The organism is Streptomyces sp. NPDC048255, from assembly GCF_040652415.1.
Classification (GTDB): domain Bacteria; phylum Actinomycetota; class Actinomycetes; order Streptomycetales; family Streptomycetaceae; genus Streptomyces.
Genome location: NZ_JBEZMA010000051.1, coordinates 22,089 through 39,930, shown reverse-complemented (window position 1 = coordinate 39,930; position 17,842 = coordinate 22,089). Strand labels below are relative to the sequence as shown.

Genomic DNA, 17,842 nt, shown 5'->3' with positions numbered 1-17,842 from the left:
AGGGGGAGGGGCCCGGCGCGCGCTCAGGCTCCGAACGGGCCGCGCCCCAACTGCTCGCGCACCGGGACGACCTCCGGGCTGACCACCGTCCTCCGCTGCCAGTTCGCCCCGTCGACCACCAGGGTGTGCCCGGTGACGAAGCGGGCGTACGGCGAGGCCAGGAAGGTGGCGGCCCAGCCCAGTTCGTGCGGAGCGCCGACCCGCAGGGCGGGCTGGCGGGAGTCCCGGGAGCCGGGCGCGGCACGCTCCAGGCCGCCCCGGATGTCCTCGGTCATGTCCGCGTGCGGGAACAGCCCGGGGACGAGCCCGTTGATCTGGATGCCGTACGGGCCCCACTCCACGGCGAGCGTCTCCACCAGGCTCTTCACCCCGGCCTTGGCCGCGGCGCTGTGGGCGAAGCCGGGCCCGCCCGTCCAGGCGTACGAGGCGCCGATGTTCACGATCGACCCGGGTGTCCCCGCGGCGAGGTGGCGCCGGCCGAACTCGCGGGTCATGAACCAGGTGCCGGTCAGGGTGATGTCCACCACTGCCCGCCAGGCGTTGGGGGACAGGTCCTCGGCCGGGCAGGGGAAGTTGGCGGCGGCGTTGTTGACCAGGACGTCCGGCAGGCCCAGCGCCGCCTCGGCCGCGTCGAAGACCTCCGCGACCCGCTCGGGGTCCCTGATGTCGCAGACGGCCGCCGCCACGCGGCCGGCGCCGGGGACGGCCGCCAGCTCCACGCGCGCCGCCTCCAGCTGCTCGGAGCGGCGGCTCGCGATCACCAGATCGGCGCCGAGCCGGGCGAACTCGGTGGCGATGGCCTTGCCCAGCCCGGTGCCGCCGCCGGTCACCAGGACCACCTGCCCCGCGTACGAACCGGCAGGCAGGGCGGCGGCGCCGGGCGGCGGCGGCGCGGGCAGACCGCGCGGGAGGTTCTCCATGCGCCCATCGATAGCGTGCGGACGCTCAGATCACCATGCCCGTGAACGCCCTGGCTAGGCCCTGTTCCGGGCGATCCTCGCGGGCCCGCGCCGCCTGGTACGGCGCCTCGCCGCGTTGTCGGACCGAGCGAGTACGGCCGAGTACCTAGGACTGCGGCAGGTACGCCTGCTTGACCGCGCAGGTCCAGATCACGGGCCTGTGCTTGCCGTTCGCGTTCACGGCCGACCCGCCGACCCGGCCGTCGTCCGACACCGCCTCGGCCGTGCTGGCCCCGCCCGCTGCGAGCCGGGGCAGGGCCAGGACCGGACCGGTGCCGGTCCACAGCTGGGCCTGGTCCGGGAGCGTCCGGGACTCCGGGTGGAACTTGGCGGTGCCGACGCTCACGCCGGTGGTCTGGCTGATCGCCTCGAAGGTGCCGTACGGGTGCGTGTTCAGCACGCCGGGGGACGTGCCGGGCCCGGTGTGCGGGGGAGCCCAGACCCACGGCTTGTACTCGTGCCAGGGCCCGAGCCAGTCGTAGCCGACGATCCGGCCGCTCTCGTCGAGGTCCTGGACGTAGCTCTCCGCGAAGCTGCTGTTGCCGCTGGTGGGCACCAGGGCCTTGGCGGGGCCGCCGTCGGCCGGCCACAGCACCGGGTAGGTGCCCTCGCGGTGCTCGCCGGTCTCGGGCACCTCGTAGTCCTGCTTCGCCTGGCCCAGGATGTCGCCGCGGGCGTTGATGGCGGTGACCATCTTGATGCGGGTCCCGGGGTCGGCCCCGTCCGGTACCGGCAGCTCGCGGACCTTCTGCCCGTCCTTCCAGACGGTGCCCACCCAGGAGGAGCTGCGGGCGACGACGTGGCCGGCGTCGTTGACGTCGGCCTCCTGGTCCGACCAGTCGCTCCCCGGCAGCGGGGTGACCGCGGCGTCGCCCGCCCGGTAGGTGAACAGGTAGCCGCCGTCGCCGACCAGTCGCCCGACCATCAGCCCGTTCCTGTTGACGGCGAGCACCTCGCCGGTCCGGGTGGCGTCGGGCAGCGGGACCCGGTGGAGCCTGGTGCCCGTCCAGTACACGGGCTTGGAGCCGGAGACGCCGACGGCGAGGTTGCCCGCGCCGAGGTCCAGGACGCCCTGGGCGGGCAGGCTGTCCGGGTGGTACGCGTCGGGCGTCAGGTGTCCCAGCACCTGGATCTTCGGCGTGCACGTCGCCGGTGCGGCCGTGGCCGGGCCCGCCGCCGTGATCAGGCCGGTCAAGGCGATCGCGGCGCCGGCCGCGGACATGGTTCTTCTCATGTGGTGTCCCCCCTGGACAGGTGCTGTTCCCCGTTGAGTCATGACACGTGCACGACACATGCTGCCTCATCCGGTACGGAAGCGGCCGGAATGACGCATGTTTCTTCCGGGCGTGACCGGTCGGCCCCGGTCCGGCCCCTGCCGGTCCCCGCGTGACCGGTCCACATGGTTCCCAAGGTGGCAAGCGACCGCTTAGTATGCCGCGGAGTGTGGTTCCTCGACGGCGGCTGGAGGCCCCGGATGCAGGCTTGGCGCGTACATACCCCCGGCGAACCCCGTGAGGCCATGCGCCTCGAGGAGATTCCCGAACCGGTACCCGGCGAGGGCGAGGTGAGGCTCAAGGTACTCGCCGCCAACGTCAACTTCCCCGACGCGCTGCTGGCGCGCGGGCAGTACCAGATCCGGCCCCCGCTGCCCTTCACCCCCGGTGTGGAGATCTGCGGTGAGACCGAGGACGGCCGCCGCGTCATCGCCAACCCGAGCCTGCCGCACGGCGGTTTCGCCGAGTACGTCACCGCACCCGCCCGCGCCCTGCTCCCCGCTCCGGAAGCCCTCGACGACGCCGAGGCGGCCGCCCTGCACATCGGCTACCAGACCGGCTGGTTCGGCCTCCACCGCCGGGCCCGCCTCCAGCCCGGCGAGACCCTCCTCGTGCACGCCGCCGCCGGCGGGGTCGGCAGCGCCGCCGTCCAGCTCGGCAAGGCCGCCGGAGCCACCGTCATCGGGGTCGTCGGCGGCAAGGCCAAGGCGCGCACCGCCGAGGAACTCGGCTGCGACCTCGTGATCGACCGTACGGCCGAGGACCTCGTCGCCCGGGTCAAGGAGTTCACCGGCGGGCGCGGCGCCGACGTCGTCTACGACCCGGTCGGCGGCGACGCCTACACCGCCTCCGCGAAATGCGTGGCCTTCGAGGGCCGGATCGTCGTCGTCGGCTTCGCGAGCGGCACCATCCCCGCCCCCGCCCTCAACCACGCGCTGGTGAAGAACTACGCCGTCCTCGGCCTGCACTGGGGGCTGTACGCGGCCAAGGAGCCCGCCGCGATCCTCGCCTGCCACACCGAACTCACCCGGCTCGCCACCGAGGGCGTCATCAAGCCGCTCGTCAGCGAACGCCTCCCGCTCGCCGCCGCGGCCGACGCCGTGCAGCGCGTCGCCGACGGGACCACCACCGGCCGCCTGGTCGTCGTACCGGCCCTGCTGGACGGAGGCCCCCGATGACCGGCACGCCCGCCACTCCCCTTACGTCCGGCACCGCCGTCACCGCCGAGGAACTGCGCACCCGCGTACGGGACCTGCTCGCCGCGCACCCGCCCGCGGACACCCCCCGCGAGGACTTCCTGCGCGCCCGCTTCGACGCCGGACTCGCCTGGGTCCACTACCCCCAGGGCCTCGGCGGACTCGGCGCCCCCCGCTCCCTCCAGGCCGTCGTCGACGCCGCGCTGGAAGCCGCCGGAGCTCCCGACAACGACCCGCGCCGGATCGGCATCGGCCTCGGCATGGCCGCGCCCACGATCCTCGCGTACGGCACCGAGGAGCAGAAGCGCCGCTTCCTGCGCCCCCTGTGGGTGGGGGAGGAGGTCTGGTGCCAGCTCTTCAGCGAACCGGGCGCCGGATCCGACCTCGCCGCCCTCGGCACCCGGGCCGTCCTCGACGAGTCCTCGCACGAGTGGGTGGTGGACGGCCAGAAGGTGTGGACCTCCAGCGCCCACACCGCCCGCTGGGGCATCCTCATCGCCCGCACCGAACCGGGCCTGCCCAAGCACCAGGGCATCACCTACTTCCTCTGCGACATGCACGCCCCCGGCGTCGAGGTCCGACCGCTGCGGCAGATCACCGGCGAGGCCGAGTTCAACGAGGTCTTCCTCACCGGCGTACGCATCCCCGACAGCCACCGCCTCGGCGCCGTCGGCCAGGGATGGGCGGTCGCCCGTACCACCCTGATGAACGAGCGCGTCTCCATCGGCGGCATGCGCATCCCGCGCGAGGGTGGCATGATCGCCCCGGTGGCCGCCGCCTGGCGCGAGCGCCCCGCCCTGCGCACCCACGCCCTCCACCAACGCCTGCTGGAACTGTGGGTCGAGGCCGAGGTCGCGCGCCTGACCGGCGAACGGCTGCGCCAGCAGCTCGCCGCCGGGGCACCCGGCCCCGAGGGGTCGGGCATGAAGCTCACCTTCGCCCGCCTCAACCAGGAGATCAGCGGACTGGAGGTGGAACTCCTCGGCGAAGAAGGCCTCTTGTACGAGGACTGGACCATGCGCCGCCCCGAACTGGTCGACTTCACCGGCCGCGACGCCGGCTACCGCTACCTGCGCGCCAAGGGCAACAGCATCGAGGGCGGCACCAGCGAAATCCTCCTCAACATCGTCGCCGAACGCGTCCTGGACCTGCCCTCCGAGCCGCGCGACGACAAGGACCTCGCCTGGAAGGACCTGGCCCGATGACCAGCCCGAGCGCCCCCTACGACCTGCTCTACTCCGAGACCGAGGAGGAACTGCGCTCCGCCGTGCGGTCCCTGCTCGCCGACCGCTGCGACGCCGCGAGCGTGCTGGCACGCGCCGAGAGCGGACGCCCGCACGACCCGGCGGTGTGGCAGACCCTCGCCGCCGGTATCGGGGCGGCCGGCCTGCTGGTGCCCGAGAAGCTGGGCGGCCAGGGCGCCGGCCACCGCGAGGCGGCCGTGGTCCTGGAGGAGCTGGGCCGGGCCGTGGCCCCGGTGCCCTACCTGACCAGCGGGGTCCTCGCCACGGAGATCCTGCTCGGGTGCGAGCCGTCCTCGCCCGAGCTGACGGGGCTGCTCAGAGAGGTGGCCTCCGGCCGGCAGGTGTGCATCCCCGCCCTCCCGCTGACCCTGGCCCCCGGCGCCCCCCTGCCGGCCGGCGTACGGGACACCGGCGCCGGGACCCTGACCGGCTCCGTCAGCTCCGTAGCCGACGCGGTGGCCGCCGACGTCCTGCTGGTGCTCGCCGACACCGGGCTGTACGCCGTCCCCGCGGCCGAGGCCGTGCTGACCGAGCCGGTCTCCCTGGACCTCACCCGGCCGGTCGCCACCGTCACCCTCGACAGGGCCTCGGGCACCCGGCTGGCCGACCCGGGCGTCGCGCGGGCCGCCGTAGCGGGCGCCCTGCTCGCCGGAGCCGGACTCCTCGCCTCGGAACAGCTCGGCCTGGCGGAGTGGTGCCTGGCGGAGACGGTCGCCCACGTGCGGACCCGGCACCAGTTCAACCGGCCCGTCGGCTCCTTCCAGGCCCTCAAGCACCGCCTCGCCCGGCTCTGGCTCGACGTGGCCTCCGCCCGCGCGGCGGCCCGCGCCGCGGCCGACGCCCTCGCGACGGGAGCCCCGGACGCGCCGCTGACCATCGCGGTCGCCCAGGCATACTGCTCCGGGGTTGCGGTCCGGGCCGCCGAGGAATGCGTACAGCTCCACGGCGGCATCGGCATGACCTGGGAACACCCCGCCCACCTCTACCTCAAGCGCGCCAAGGCCGACTCCCTGGCCCTGGGCACGGCGGGCCACCACCGCGGCCTGGTCGCGGACTTCGCGGAACTCCCGGCGCCGTAGGCCGTGCCGTCGAAGTGGCGTCGCCGATCATGCCGGCCGGCCTGATCGGCGAGACACCCCCTGGGCCCTGAAGCCGGTCGGGCCCGCCCGCCGGCGTGCAGCCGGAGCCCGGCCCGTGGGCACGCCCGGTGCGCAAGCCTGATGCGCAGGGCCGGTTGGGCCGGGCCGGTCGGGCCGGGCGGCGGGCCGAGGCCGGTGGGGTCGTCGGCGTGCCCGCCGCAGGCGAACCGGCCGAACGGCCGATGCGGGGCCGGGGCGGGGTGGGGCAGCCTCTACGGGTTGCCCCGTCCCCCGTCCCGTCCCGCCCCGCTCCGTGAAGGAGGCGCCGTGCTGCACGCCCTCTACCTCCTCGGCATAGCCGCCTTCGCCGCCTCCGGCGTCCTCGCCGCGCACCGCGCCGACATGGACCCCTTCGGCGGGTTCGTCCTCGCCTTCGCGGCCGCCATCTCCGGCGGGACCCTGCGCGACCTCATCCTCGACCGGCACCCGCTGTACTGGACGCACGACTGGCTGCTGCTCGTGCTGATCGCCTCCGTCGCCGTCGCCACCATGCTCTACCTGCGCCGCTGGGAGCTCCCGCAGCGCACCCTGATGGTCGTCGACGCCGTCGGCCTCGCCGTCGTCACCGTCATCGGGGCCCGCGCGGCGATCGACGCCCAGGTCACGCCCGTGGCCGTACTGATCCTCGCCGTCCTGACGGGAGTCACCGGCGAGGTGGTCCGCGACGTGCTCTGCGGAGAGTTCCCGCCGCTGCTGCTGCGCGAGGAGGTGTACGCGACCGCCGCGCTCGCGGGCGCAGCCGCCTACCTCGGGCTGCACTGGGCCGGGGCCTCGGACACGCTCAACATCACCGTCTCCGCGGGCCTCGTCTTCGCGCTGCGCATGGCCGCGGTCTTCCGCGACCTGCACCTGCCCCGCCTGCAGCGCGTCGCGGGCTGACGGGCAAGACGCCCCCGGGTGGCCGCCGTCCGGCAGTTCCCTCCCGCTCCGGGTCCCCCGTACCGATGGCGACGGCCGCATCGGCGGCACCGTCAGCCGGTACCGGGCCCGTCACCCTCCTCGACGAGCACCCGCAAGGGTGACCTCGCCCGCCGCGCCGCGTTAGACCCGTAGCCGCGGCCACCGAGCGAGGGAGACCGTATGTACGCCGCACCACTGACCCGCCGCACGGTCCTGCGTTCGGCCTTCACCGCGGCCGTGCTCGCCGGTACAGCGGCAGCCCTGGCACCCGTACTGCGCGCGCGGCGCCCCCGTCAGACGCTCACCCCGGCCCCGCTCGCCGAGGAGACCTACCGGGGCCGGCACATCGCCGTCGACCAGGCCGGCGTCCGGATCGACGGCCGCGCGCTGCACGTCATGCGCCGGGCCGACGGCAGTTACCTCAGCGGGATCAACCATTTCCAGTCCTATCCGACGCGGCTCGAACTGGCCCGCGCCGCCGTCGACGAACTGGGCACCGCCCAACTGTCCACGGCCGCCCCGCACCACGGGTAGGGGTGTCTTGCCGGTCAGGCCGGGCCCGGGGCGTCTGGTGCCGCGCCTCGCGGCGTTCTCGTCGGTCGACGACGCTCCGCGTCGCCTTCCTCCTCGGCCTTGAGATGCACGGCACCAGACGCCCCGGTCTGAACCGGCCTGACGGCAAGACACCCCCTAGGAGTCCGCGTTGTACACCCGGCAGAACCAGAAGAACCTCACCAGCGCCCAGAAGAAGCGGTTCACGGCCGCCTTGCTGGAGCTCAAGCGCGACGGCACGTACGACCGGTACGTGCGGACGCACGACAAGTACTTCGTGCCCGACCGCGACCGCAAGCTCCGCGTCGGGCACATGTCCCCGTCCTTCTTCCCCTGGCACCGCTGCTACCTGCTGGACTTCGAGCGGCAGCTGCAGAGGGTGGACCCGGGCGTCTCGATCCCGTACTGGGACTGGACCACCGACACCAGCCCCGTCTCCTCACTCTGGGCCGACGACTTCCTCGGCGGCACCGGACGCGCCTCCGACCGGCAGGTCATGACCGGTCCCTTCGCCTACGAGAAGGGCAACTGGGCCGTCACGGTGGGCATCACGGAGTCCCGCTTCCTCACCCGCAACCTGGGACGGCCGCAGAATCCGATCACGCTGCCCACCCCTGCCGAACTCCAGTGGGCCATCGACGACCCCGTCTACGACACCTCGCCCTGGGACTCCACCGCCACCGCCGGCGGTTTCCGCAACAAGCTGGAGGGCTGGGCCGCCCCCAAGAGCGAGCGCTGGCGCAACCACAACAAGGTGCACCAGTGGATCGGCGGCCACATGACGGGCGGCGCGGCGCCCAACGACCCGGCGTTCTGGCTGCACCACGCCTTCGTGGACCTGGTCTGGGACCGCTGGCAGCAGAGGCACCCCGCCTCCGGCTACCTGCCGGGTGCCCCGCTCGCGCACGGGGACCTCCAGCGCGGCCGTGTGATCGCCCTGGACGAACCGATGCCCCCGTGGGATATCACCCCGCGACAGATGCTCGGCCACCAGGGCATCTACCGCTACGAATGACCCGTCGTCCGCCCGATGGCCCGTGGACAGGGGAAAGGGCCCCCGCCAGGTGGCGGGGGCCCTTCAACCGGTCGTACGGTCAGGTGATCAGTGACCGTAGCCCTCGGTGTGGTGGTCGCCGCCGCCGCCCGAGGCGTTGACGCAGGTGTTGCCGAACGCCGGGTTCAGCAGAGCGATCACGTTGACGGTGTTGCCGCAGACGTTGACCGGGACGTGAACCGGGACCTGGAGCAGGTTGCCCGACAGGACACCGGGGGAGCCGACCGCCGCACCGTGCGCTCCGGCATCGGCGACGGCCAGACCCGCACCGGCGGCCACGGCGGTACCGGTGACAGCGGTGATGGCGAATGCCTTCGCGATACGCGACATCAAGATCTCCTCGAAAGGTATGGGGCGCCACAGAATCTGCGGCATTTGACATGGCATACAACGCAGCGGTGGCCCAGGGGTCACGGCCTGTGCGCCTACCTGGTGACAGGACATCACGCGGAGAGCGGAGTACGGGGCCCCTGAGGGGCGGTGCCCTGTGGCGAAACGGGGCCGGGGGGCGGGCCTGACCGGGCACGGTCGCGCCTTGTCACCCGTTGGACGGCTGTGCGACCGTGCGCGCACGGCGCAGGTGCCCCGTGACGGATCCAGGAGGACACAGATGAGCGCAGCGGGCGGCGGCCGCCCCCGGGTCAGGACCGGGTCGGGCGTGGTCGAGGGACGGACCGGCGCCGACGGGACCGCCGCCTTCCGGGGCATCCCGTACGCCGCCCCTCCCGTCGGCGCGCTCCGCTTCGCCGCACCGGCGCCCCCGGCCGCCTGGGACGGCGTACGCGACGCGGGGAGCTACGGGCCCACCGCGCCCAAGGTCCCGTACCCGGAGCCCTTCGCCTCCCTGCTGTCCGACCCGGAGATCGCCGGCGACGACTGCCTGAACGTCAACGTGTGGACCCCCGATCCGGCGCCCGGAGCCCGGCTGCCCGTCATGGTGTGGATCCACGGCGGGGCGCTCACGCGCGGCTCCTCGGCCGTCCCCGTCTACGACGGCTCGGCCTTCGCCCGCGACGGGGTCGTGCTCGTCTCCTTCAACTACCGCCTCGGAGTGCTCGGTTACGGGCTCTTCCCCGACGCGCCGGCCAACCGCGGCCTGCTGGACCAGATCGCCGCCCTGGAGTGGGTCCGGGACAACATCGGGGCCTTCGGCGGCGACCCGTCGCGCGTCACCGTCTTCGGCGAGTCCGCCGGAGCCATCAGCATCGGCTCCCTCCTCGCCGCCCCGCGCGCGGCCGGGCTCTTCGCCCGGGCCGTCCTGCAGAGCGGGGCGCCCGAGGTGCTGTCCCGGGACCGGGTCCGCACGATGGTCCGGCGGATGGCCTCGCTGCTCAAGGTGGAGGCCACCGCCGAGGCCTTCACCGCCACCGGGCTGCCCACCCTGCTCGCCGCCCAGGCAGCCGTGCTCCGCAGGTCCAACCCGATGCTGGGCACGGCCGCCTTCGGCCTGGTCACCGACCCGGACACGGTCCCGCGCGACCCCCTCGAAGCCCTTGCGGGCGCGGACGGCCCGGCGGCCTCGGGCGCAGTGCCCCTGCTGCTGGGCTGGACCGCGCAGGAGCACCGGCTGTGGCTCGCCCCCACGGGCGCCATGCCGCTCCTGGACCGGCTGGGCCCGCTCACCGTGGCCCTCGCCCGCCTGCGCGGCGGCAAGGACCGGGCCGCCGTACGGGTCCTGCGCGCGGGCCTGCCCGGGGCGGGCCCGGCCGAGCTGGCCGGGAACCTGCTCGCCGACCGGCTGCTGCGCGACCCGCTGCGGCTGCTCGCCGGAGCGCGACGGGCCGCGCCGAGCTTCGTCTACGAGTTCGGCTGGCCCTCCCGCATCCCGGGGCTCGGCGCCTGCCACGCCCTGGAGCTGGGCTTCGTCTTCGACACGCTCGACGTCCCGGAGAGCGCGTGGCTGGCGGGGCCGGACGCCCCGCAGGCGCTGGCCGATGAGATGCACGCGGCCTGGGTGGCCTTCGCCGTGACCGGCGACCCGGGCTGGGCGCCCTGGAACGGCAACGGCCCGCCGAAGGTGTTCGGCGGGCCGGAGCGCGAGGAGGAGGAGAAGGAGCGGGCGGAAGCGCCGTTCGCTACTCGACGGGTCCTTCCATGACCTTGCTGATGAACTGGATCGGCCCCTCGCCCATGTTCGGCACGTAGGTCTTGGCGTTGTGCTGGCCGCCCTTGATCACCCTGAGGTCGGTGTGCACGGGCCCCTTGTTGCCGAAGGTGGCGATGAACTTCTGCACGTCCGGCAGGGTCTTCTTGTTGTTCTCGCTGTCCCCGACCTGGAAGGCGAGGTACACGTCCGGCCCCTTGCGGTCGATGAGCTGCTTCGCCAGGATCTCCGGGTTGTTCTCGGCCTTCTCCTTGTCGTGGCCCTTCCAGAGGGAGGAGTCCGGCACGATGTCCGGGCCGGAGGCGATCACGGCCTTGAACTTGTCCGGGTGCTTGAGCACCGCCTTCAGACCCGCGAACCCGCCGGTGGAGGAGCCCATGAAGGCCCAGCCGTCACGGGACTTGACGGTTCGGAAGTTCGCCCTCATCAGGTCCGGGACGTCCTCGGTCAGCCACGTGCCCATCTTGGGCTGGCCGGGTATGTCGGAGCCGTCCCAGTAGATCCCCTTGTCGTCCGGCTCCGGGTTGAGCACCGGCATGGCCAGGATGAAGGGCTTGCTCTTGCCCTCGGCGTACCACTTGCTGATGCTGGTCTGGAGGCCCAGGTCGGTGCCCATCCAGTAGTTGTTCGGGTAGCCGGCACCGCCCGGCAGGGCGATCATGACCGGGAAGCCGCTCTTCGCGAACTTGGGGTCGTTGTACTCCTTGGGCGCCCAGACCCACACCTTGCCCTTGAAGCCCGACTTCTTGCCGTCCAGCGTGGTGACCGCGACGTGCGTGCCGTCGGGCAGGGTCATCGAGTTCTTGAACTCGGCCGCCGGGCCCGTGGGCATCAGCATCTTGGAGCTCGAAGACTGCTGCGCGGCGTCACCCGGCTTGCCGTCACCGCCGGCGGCCGGCTTCCCGAAGGAGACGGCCGCGCCCTTGTCGGTGAACGGGGGTATCTCGAAGTGGTTCATCACGAGCGCCGCGACACCCGCGAGCGCGAGGACGGTGCCCCCCGCGACCACCCAGCGCCGGACCCGGGACCTGCGCGGGCGCGCGGGCTCGGGCTGGTGCTCCTCCTGGTACTGGTACCGGGGCTCCTGCTCGTACGGCGGCTGCGGCGCCCCGTAGGGCGGCTGCTGCCCGCCCTGGGGGCCGTACGGCTGCTGCCCGTACGGCGGCTGCGGCTGCTGTCCTTCCGGCCGGTACGGCTGGTACTGCTGCCCGTCGGGTGCGTACGACATGTGCGGTGGCTCTCCGGCTGGTGCTGCCCCGGTGGGGCGGGGTGGTCTGAGTGCGTGATCCTTCCGTTCGAAGGATGAACGAAAGGATCTCAGGGTTCCGCACTTTTCCTTTTCTTGGGGTCCCCTAGGAGAGACCGTTGCCAGGGGAGACCTTGCCCGGGCGCGGCAGCGGCCCCCGTCCCGGCCGTCCTCGGCGGAGGACGACCGGGGCGGGGGCCGGGGGAGCAGTACCGTTACGCCCGGGCGGGCGAACCGGGGAACTAGGCGGGGATCAGGGTCCGCCGTCGCCGCTTGCGCTGTGCGGCGGCCGACAGCCTCAGCTCGATGATCGACCGTACGGCCGGCCACTCCTCGTCGAGGATCGAGTAGAAGGCGGTGCTGCGGACCGCGCCGTCCAGCCCCCGCGAGTGGGCCCGGCGGACCCCCTCGCTGGTGAAGCCCAGCCGCTCCATCGCGGCCCGGGACCGGCCGTTGCGGGCGTCCGCGCGCAGCGAGATGCGGCGCACCCCCCAGGTTTCGAAGGCATGGCGGAGCATGAGCAGCTTCGCCTCGGTGTTGATGCCGGTGCCCTGGGCGCCCGGGGACAGCCAGGTGTTCCCGATCTCGGCGGCATCGGGAACGGCCGTCGCCGGATCGCCGAACGGGACCCCCGGCACGGCGGGCCACACCAGCGGCCCCTGCCAGTAGTCGAGCTCCAGGAACCGGGTCGAACCGACGACCCGGCCGTCGGTGGCTCTGACCACCGCGAACGGGACCGATCGACCCGCCGCCTGATCGGCGAGGGCACGGTCGATGTACTCGTGGGACGCCTGCACGCCGTGGGGTACGGGAGTGAAGGCGTAAGTCGTACGATCCTCGGCCCCGGCCACGGCCAGGGCCTCGGTGTGGTGGGGGGCGAGGGGCTCAAGCCGCACGGTGCGGCCGGCGAGGAGTACGGGTACGGGCACGGAGCCTTCGGTCCTTCTGGGCGGTGGGGTGGTTGCACAGTCTGCGTTTCTGACGTCGCCCCCCGTGCAAAACACGAGTGAAAGGCAACGGGCGGTCAGGTGAACGCGAGTGGCTCAATGTAGCCCCTTAGAGTCCTCTCATGAACCCCCAATTCGGCAATGACGCGCCACTGATTTTCGACGACTTGGGTCCCCGGAACGGGGCGCCCGTAATCCTGATCCACGGACATCCGTTCAACCGCACGATGTGGGCCCCCCAGACGGCCGCCCTGACGGCTGCCGGCTACCGGGTCATCGCCCCTGACCTGCGGGGATACGGGGAAAGCCCAGTGCGGCCGGGAGTGGCGCTGCTGGCCGACTTCGCGGACGATCTCGCCGCCCTCCTCGGCCGCCTGGGAATCGAACAAGCGGTCGTTTGCGGAGTGTCCATGGGTGGGCAGATCGCGATGGAGACGAGGCTGCGCCACCCGGGTCTGGTACGGGCCCTCGTACTGTCCGACACCTCCCCCGTTCCGGAGAGTGAGGACGGGAAGAAATCCCGCCGCGAGGTCGCCGAGCGGCTGCTCGCCGAGGGCATGGCGCCGTACGCCGAAGAGGTCATCGACAAGATGCTGGCGCCCTACAACGTGAGCGGGATGCCCGAGGCCGCGGCCCGCGTCGGCGCCATGATGCGGGCCACCGATCCGGAGGGCGCCGCCGCCGCGCTGCGCGGCCGCGCGGAGCGCCCCGACTACCGGCCGGTGCTCGCCGCGGCCACCGAGCCCTGCCTGGTGCTGGTCGGCGCGGACGACGTCTACACCCCGGTCGCCGAGGCCGAGGCCCTGCACGCGCTGATGCCGCACTCGGTCCTCACCGTCATCGAGCGGGCCGGTCATCTGCCGGGGGTGGAGCAGCCGGAGGCCTTCAACCGGGCGCTGCTGGGGTTCCTCGCCGGACTCTGACCGAGGGCGGCCCGGCGGAGTGCCGGGCGTCCCGGGCTGAGATCATCCGGGGATGGACGAGGTACTGCGCACCCTGGCCGCGGTGGGCCCCTTCTTCACCGTGCCCTGCGGGAAGGAGCCGCCCGGCCCCGGATTCCGCCCGCTGGGCGACCTGTACGGGGACGGGCTCGGCCCGTACGTGGCCGAGGTCGGCCGGCGGATCGGCACCGGTCCGGACCGGGTGGCCGCCTCGACGGCGCAGTTCGGGATCGCTTCGCGGCTGTGGTCGATCGGGCTGGGGTGCGTGGCCCTCGCCGGGCGGGTCCCGGACCTGGACCCCGGCCGCATCCGGTGGCGGCTGCCCGCCGGGGGCTCGCTGGAGCTGTGGCTCCCCGAGCCCGTGGCGCTGCCCGCCGGGTCCCTGGGCGACGTCGTCCTCGGGAACCTCGCCGTGCTCGACGCGCGGCTGCGGGACGGGTTCGGGGTCTCGCCGAAGGTGCTGCGCGGCAATGCCGCGTCCGGACTCGTCGGGGCGCTGCGGGTGCTGACCGACCGGGTCGAGGGGGACGCGGCGGTACGGTCGGCGGCCGCCCTGCTCGCCGACGACGGTCCGCTGGCCGGCACCGGGACCTTCGTCCACGAGCCCGGGCTCGGGGTGGCCTTCGTACGGCGCAGCTGCTGCCTCTACTACAAGGTGCCCGGCGGCGGGCTCTGCGGGGACTGCGTACTGCGCACCCGCTGACGGCACAGGGCCACCGGGGAGAGGTCCTCCCCGATGGCCCTGCCGTTGGTGCCTGACCTGCTAGAAGGTCAGGTTCCAGGAGTCGATCTTGCCGATGTCGCCGCCGGCGTTGTCGTTCACGCGGAGCTTCCAGGTGCCGTTCGCGACCTCGGAGGAGGCGTTGACGGTGTAGACCTGGTTGATGTTGTCGGCGCTGCCGCCGGTCCGGTTGTGCACGGTGTAGACGGTGCCGTCGGGGGCGACGAGGTCGACCTTGAGGTCACCGGTGTAGGTGTGCACGATGTTCACGCCCACCTTGAGGGTGGCCGGGGCGTTGCCGGTCACCCCGCTGACGGTGAGGGGGCTCTCCACGGTGGTGTTGTCGCCGATGGCGAAGTCACCGAGGTTCTCGAAGTACTTGCCGGGAGGCGGGGTGGCTCCGACGGCCTTGAGGGCGTCGACCTGGCCCTCGCCGAAGAAGCCGTTCTTGGCGGTGGTGCCCTTGCAGCGGCTGTCCGACGGGCAGGCGACGTCGTTGGCCTGGGTGGCCAGCTTGTCGCGCAGCTGCGCCGGGGTGATGCCCGGGTTGGTGCTGGCCAGCAGCGCGGCCACACCGGCCACGTGCGGGGAGGCCATGGAGGTGCCGCTCATGCTGCCGTACTTGCCGCCCGGCAGGGTGCTGTAGATGCCGGTGGCGTCGCCGCCGGGGGCGGTGATGTCGACGACGTTGAGGCCGTAGTTGGAGTACGAGGCCTTGGCCGTCGTGCCCATCGCCGAGACCGTGACCACGCCCGGGAGCTCGGTCGGGATGTCCAGGCAGGCATTGGTGATGGTGCGGGTGACCGGCGTCGAGTCGTTCGGGCTCTCGGTGTCGGTCGTCTTGTTGGCCAGGTCGAGGTTGGAGTTGCCGGCCGCCGCGACCTGGAGCGAACCCTTGCCCTCCGCGTACTCCTGGGCGCGCTTGACGCCCTCGATGATCGCGGCCTGGTCGGCGTTGTCCGGGCAGTTGAACTGCCACGGGTCCGTGTAGTAGCTGTTGTTGGTGACCTTGAAGCCGTGGTCACCGGCCCACATGAAGCCGCAGACGGTGTTCTCGGCGAAGAAGAGCGAGGAGCCCGGCTCCGCGATGCGCACCGAGGAGATCTTCACGCCCGGGGCCACGCCGATGACGCCCTTGCCGTTCTTGGCGGCCGCGACGGTACCGGCCACGTGCGTGCCGTGGGTGCCCACGTCCCGCCAGGAGCCGGTGCGGGTGTCCGCCTTGCCGTACGCGCAGGAAGCGGAGTCCGCCGCGTTGAAGTTCGGCGCCAGGTCCTGGTGCTGGTCGTCCACACCGGTGTCCAGGATGCCCACCTTGACGGTGGCGGAGCCGGTGGTGACCGCCCAGGCCTGGTCGGCCTTGATCTGGGTCATGTCGACGCGGACCGGCTCGCCCGAAGGCGTCGTCGACTGCGCCGGGTTGGCGGGCAGTGCGGGGTTGTAGGCATCCGCCGGGACGTCCGAGGTGCGCGTGGCACCGACCTGCTGGACGCCGCTCACGCCGCGCATGGTGGCGGCGAAGGAACCGGACGCCGAGTGGGCGACGATCACGCCGATCGCGTCGTAGTTCGCGAAGACCGTGCCGCCGTTGGCGGCGACGGCCGAGCGCACCGCCGAGCTGTCACCGGGAGCGGTGATCACGAGGTAGGCGCGGGTGCCGGCAACCCAGGTCGCACTCTGGGAAGTCGGCGCCGCGGCCTGGGCGGCGGGTGCCGGTGCCGGGGCGGGAGCGGAGGGGGAGACAGGGGCGGTGCCGGCGAGCGCGGCGGGGGCCCCGAAGGTCAGTGCGGCGCCGAGTGCGGCGGCCAGCACCAGGGTACGGCGAGGTCGGCTGGATATGTGGGGTATCAATGCGTCCTCCGGTGACCCGGTGGGTCGCACCTACCGGGCCGTACGAAACGAGTGGTGGACGCAAGATGTCAGACGCAACGCCTGGTGCGGAAGTACCTTTTACAACACCGGGGTTCGTTTATCGGTGGCCGGGAACCGAGTATGGGTGAGTTGTGCGGGTGTGTGCCGGGTCCGGCCGGGCTGGGCACCGTGGGGGCGAGCCCTGCCCGGCCGGCCCGTGCGGGCGTTCCGGATCGGGGTGTCCGGCGGATCGGCGCCGGAACCCTCTACACCCGTACGCCGTCCTTGTGGCCGTCCGGCTGGAACGGCATGGCCTCGCTCTTCCCCAGGGCGTCACCCGGGGCGGGGCTGCCGGCGGGCTCGCCGTAGTGGGCGTCATCGACCAGCGTCTTCTCGTCGAACGGCAGGCGTCCCGCGAGGACTTCGGTGGCCCGGTGGTGGTCGAACTCCTTCGTCCAGGTGCCGATGAGCACCGTCGCCACCGCATTGCCCGCGAAGTTCGTCAGGGCGCGGGCCTCGCTCATGAACCGGTCGATGCCCACGATCAGACCGACGCCGTCGACCAGTTCCGGTCGGTGGGACTGGAGTCCTCCGGCGAGGGTGGCCAGTCCGGCGCCCGTCACCCCGGCCGCGCCCTTCGAAGCGATGATCATGAAGAGCAGCAGGGAGATCTGCTCGCCCAGCGCGAGCGGCGTGCCCATGGCCTCCGCCACGAACAGCGAGGACATCGTCAGGTAGATCGCGGTCCCGTCCAGGTTGAAGGAGTAGCCCGTGGGCACCGTGATGCCGGTGACCGGGCGCGAGACGCCCAGGTGCTCCATCTTCGCGATGAGCCGCGGCAGCGCCGACTCCGACGAGGAGGTGGACAGGATCAGCAGGAACTCCCGGCCCAGGTAGCGCAGCAGCGCGAACACGCTGACCCCCGTACACACCCGCAGCAGCGTGCCCAGGACCACGAACACGAACAGCAGACAGGTCGTGTAGAAGCCGATCATGATGACGGCGAGGGACTTCAGTGCGTCGAGGCCGGTCGCCCCGACCACCGCCGCGATGGCCCCGAACGCGCCCACGGGCGCCACCCACATGATCATCGCCAGCACCCGGAACACCAGCTTCTGCACGTGCCCGATCCCGCGCAGCAGCGGCTCGCCGGCCGTTCCCATGGCCTGCAGCGCGAACCCGCACAGCAGCGCCACCAGCAGCGTCTGGAGTACCTCGCCGCCGGTGAAGGCGGACACCAGGGTGGTCGGGATGATCCCGAGCAGGAACTCCGGGGTGCTCTCGGCCCCGCCCGCCTTGGCCTGCGCCTCACCGGCGCTGCGGGCGGCCTCGGTCAGGTGCAGGCCGCTGCCCGGGTCCAGCAGGTTGCCGACCAGCAGTCCGATCGCCAGCGCCACCGTGGACATGACCATGAAGTAGCCGAGGGCGAGTCCGCCCACCGCCCCGACCTTGGCCGCCTTGCGGACCGAGCCGATGCCCAGCACGATCGTGCAGAAGATCACGGGCGAGATCATCATCTTGATGAGGTTGACGAAGCCCGTGCCCAGGGGCTTGAGCTCCACGGCCACACCGGGGGCGGCGAAGCCGACGGTGATGCCGAGGAGCACCGCGGCGATCACCGCGATGTAGAGATAGTGCGTTCTGTCGCGCCTGGCGGCCACGATGCCTCCTGGTGGTGAATACGTCCCGGGAGGACCATCACCCGGCGCTGTGA

16 protein-coding genes are annotated in these 17,842 nt (G+C 72.6%); 9 read left to right on the top strand and 7 right to left on the bottom strand.

Going from position 1 to position 17,842, the window contains the following annotated elements; genetic code table 11:
• Window positions 1-23: 23 nt before the first annotated feature.
• Together AB0D94_RS29525 and AB0D94_RS29520 are read right to left on the bottom strand one after the other, a co-directional pair.
• On the bottom strand, window positions 24-920 hold the full coding sequence (locus AB0D94_RS29525) for an SDR family oxidoreductase (protein WP_362057739.1): 897 nt from the start codon (window positions 918-920) through the stop codon (window positions 24-26).
• A gap of 145 nt (window positions 921-1,065) precedes the next feature.
• Window positions 1,066-2,193 (bottom strand): hypothetical protein, encoded by a 1,128-nt coding sequence (locus tag AB0D94_RS29520; protein ID WP_362057736.1) that lies wholly within the window; start codon window positions 2,191-2,193, stop codon window positions 1,066-1,068.
• A gap of 240 nt (window positions 2,194-2,433) precedes the next feature.
• Between AB0D94_RS29520 and AB0D94_RS29515 the strand changes: the two genes are divergently transcribed.
• The 6 genes from AB0D94_RS29515 (at window position 2,434) to AB0D94_RS29490 (ending at window position 8,279) form a co-directional block, all read left to right on the top strand.
• Complete coding sequence (locus tag AB0D94_RS29515; RefSeq protein WP_362057733.1) at window positions 2,434-3,411, top strand: NADPH:quinone oxidoreductase family protein; 978 nt, start codon at window positions 2,434-2,436, stop codon at window positions 3,409-3,411.
• Complete coding sequence (locus tag AB0D94_RS29510; protein ID WP_362057730.1) at window positions 3,408-4,634, top strand: acyl-CoA dehydrogenase family protein; 1,227 nt, start codon at window positions 3,408-3,410, stop codon at window positions 4,632-4,634. Before AB0D94_RS29515 ends, AB0D94_RS29510 begins: the two co-directional genes overlap by 4 nt.
• A complete protein-coding gene (locus AB0D94_RS29505; protein WP_362057727.1) occupies window positions 4,631-5,752 on the top strand; it encodes an acyl-CoA dehydrogenase family protein in 1,122 nt (373 codons plus the stop codon). The genes AB0D94_RS29510 and AB0D94_RS29505 overlap by 4 nt, the downstream gene beginning before the upstream one ends.
• 327 nt (window positions 5,753-6,079) lie before the next feature.
• Window positions 6,080-6,691, top strand: coding sequence for a trimeric intracellular cation channel family protein (locus AB0D94_RS29500; RefSeq protein WP_362057724.1), 612 nt, complete (start codon window positions 6,080-6,082; stop codon window positions 6,689-6,691).
• A 201-nt stretch (window positions 6,692-6,892) separates the two neighbouring features.
• A complete protein-coding gene (locus AB0D94_RS29495; RefSeq protein WP_362057721.1) occupies window positions 6,893-7,246 on the top strand; it encodes a tyrosinase family oxidase copper chaperone in 354 nt (117 codons plus the stop codon).
• 169 nt (window positions 7,247-7,415) lie between these two features.
• On the top strand, window positions 7,416-8,279 hold the full coding sequence (locus AB0D94_RS29490; RefSeq protein ID WP_362057718.1) for a tyrosinase family protein: 864 nt from the start codon (window positions 7,416-7,418) through the stop codon (window positions 8,277-8,279).
• 87 nt (window positions 8,280-8,366) lie between these two features.
• On the opposite strand, the gene AB0D94_RS29485 is transcribed toward AB0D94_RS29490, so the two are convergent.
• The gene (locus AB0D94_RS29485; protein WP_362057716.1) at window positions 8,367-8,648 is read right to left on the bottom strand and encodes a chaplin; all 282 of its coding nucleotides are present in this window, start codon (window positions 8,646-8,648) and stop codon (window positions 8,367-8,369) included.
• Between the two features lie 280 nt (window positions 8,649-8,928).
• Between AB0D94_RS29485 and AB0D94_RS29480 the strand changes: the two genes are divergently transcribed.
• Window positions 8,929-10,416, top strand: coding sequence for a carboxylesterase family protein (locus AB0D94_RS29480; protein ID WP_362057713.1), 1,488 nt, complete (start codon window positions 8,929-8,931; stop codon window positions 10,414-10,416).
• Here AB0D94_RS29480 and AB0D94_RS29475 read toward each other — a convergent pair.
• Together AB0D94_RS29475 and AB0D94_RS29470 are read right to left on the bottom strand one after the other, a co-directional pair.
• The gene (locus tag AB0D94_RS29475) at window positions 10,394-11,650 is read right to left on the bottom strand and encodes an alpha/beta hydrolase-fold protein (RefSeq protein WP_362057710.1); all 1,257 of its coding nucleotides are present in this window, start codon (window positions 11,648-11,650) and stop codon (window positions 10,394-10,396) included. The two genes, AB0D94_RS29480 and AB0D94_RS29475, sit on opposite strands and share 23 nt — an antisense overlap.
• A gap of 260 nt (window positions 11,651-11,910) precedes the next feature.
• Window positions 11,911-12,597, bottom strand: a complete 687-nt coding sequence (locus AB0D94_RS29470) for a GNAT family protein (RefSeq protein ID WP_362057707.1) — start codon at window positions 12,595-12,597, stop codon at window positions 11,911-11,913.
• A gap of 140 nt (window positions 12,598-12,737) precedes the next feature.
• On the opposite strand from AB0D94_RS29470, the gene AB0D94_RS29465 reads away from it, so the two are divergent.
• Both AB0D94_RS29465 and AB0D94_RS29460 read left to right on the top strand, forming a co-directional pair.
• Entirely contained in the window at window positions 12,738-13,538 is an 801-nt protein-coding gene (locus tag AB0D94_RS29465; RefSeq protein WP_362057704.1) for an alpha/beta fold hydrolase, read from the top strand.
• Window positions 13,539-13,590: 52 nt separating this feature from the next.
• Window positions 13,591-14,259 (top strand): (2Fe-2S)-binding protein, encoded by a 669-nt coding sequence (locus AB0D94_RS29460; RefSeq protein WP_362057701.1) that lies wholly within the window; start codon window positions 13,591-13,593, stop codon window positions 14,257-14,259.
• Window positions 14,260-14,319: 60 nt separating this feature from the next.
• Here AB0D94_RS29460 and AB0D94_RS29455 read toward each other — a convergent pair whose 3' ends face one another.
• On the bottom strand, window positions 14,320-16,089 hold the full coding sequence (locus tag AB0D94_RS29455; protein WP_362057793.1) for a S8 family serine peptidase: 1,770 nt from the start codon (window positions 16,087-16,089) through the stop codon (window positions 14,320-14,322).
• 305 nt (window positions 16,090-16,394) lie between these two features.
• Complete coding sequence (locus tag AB0D94_RS29450) at window positions 16,395-17,789, bottom strand: cation:dicarboxylase symporter family transporter (protein ID WP_362057698.1); 1,395 nt, start codon at window positions 17,787-17,789, stop codon at window positions 16,395-16,397.
• Between the last annotated feature and the right edge of the window lie 53 nt (window positions 17,790-17,842).

What these genes read in the sequence shown, in the direction of transcription:
- AB0D94_RS29495 (WP_362057721.1), top strand. Translation starts at nt 6,893, where the DNA reads ATGTACGCCGCACCACTGACCCGCCGCACGGTCCTGCGTTCGGCCTTC.
- AB0D94_RS29475 (WP_362057710.1), bottom strand. Translation starts at nt 11,650, where the DNA reads ATGTCGTACGCACCCGACGGGCAGCAGTACCAGCCGTACCGGCCGGAA.
- AB0D94_RS29480 (WP_362057713.1), top strand. Translation starts at nt 8,929, where the DNA reads ATGAGCGCAGCGGGCGGCGGCCGCCCCCGGGTCAGGACCGGGTCGGGC.
- AB0D94_RS29520 (WP_362057736.1), bottom strand. Translation starts at nt 2,193, where the DNA reads ATGAGAAGAACCATGTCCGCGGCCGGCGCCGCGATCGCCTTGACCGGC.
- AB0D94_RS29465 (WP_362057704.1), top strand. Translation starts at nt 12,738, where the DNA reads ATGAACCCCCAATTCGGCAATGACGCGCCACTGATTTTCGACGACTTG.
- AB0D94_RS29515 (WP_362057733.1), top strand. Translation starts at nt 2,434, where the DNA reads ATGCAGGCTTGGCGCGTACATACCCCCGGCGAACCCCGTGAGGCCATG.
- AB0D94_RS29485 (WP_362057716.1), bottom strand. Translation starts at nt 8,648, where the DNA reads ATGTCGCGTATCGCGAAGGCATTCGCCATCACCGCTGTCACCGGTACC.
- AB0D94_RS29510 (WP_362057730.1), top strand. Translation starts at nt 3,408, where the DNA reads ATGACCGGCACGCCCGCCACTCCCCTTACGTCCGGCACCGCCGTCACC.
- AB0D94_RS29525 (WP_362057739.1), bottom strand. Translation starts at nt 920, where the DNA reads ATGGAGAACCTCCCGCGCGGTCTGCCCGCGCCGCCGCCGCCCGGCGCC.
- AB0D94_RS29505 (WP_362057727.1), top strand. Translation starts at nt 4,631, where the DNA reads ATGACCAGCCCGAGCGCCCCCTACGACCTGCTCTACTCCGAGACCGAG.
- AB0D94_RS29460 (WP_362057701.1), top strand. Translation starts at nt 13,591, where the DNA reads ATGGACGAGGTACTGCGCACCCTGGCCGCGGTGGGCCCCTTCTTCACC.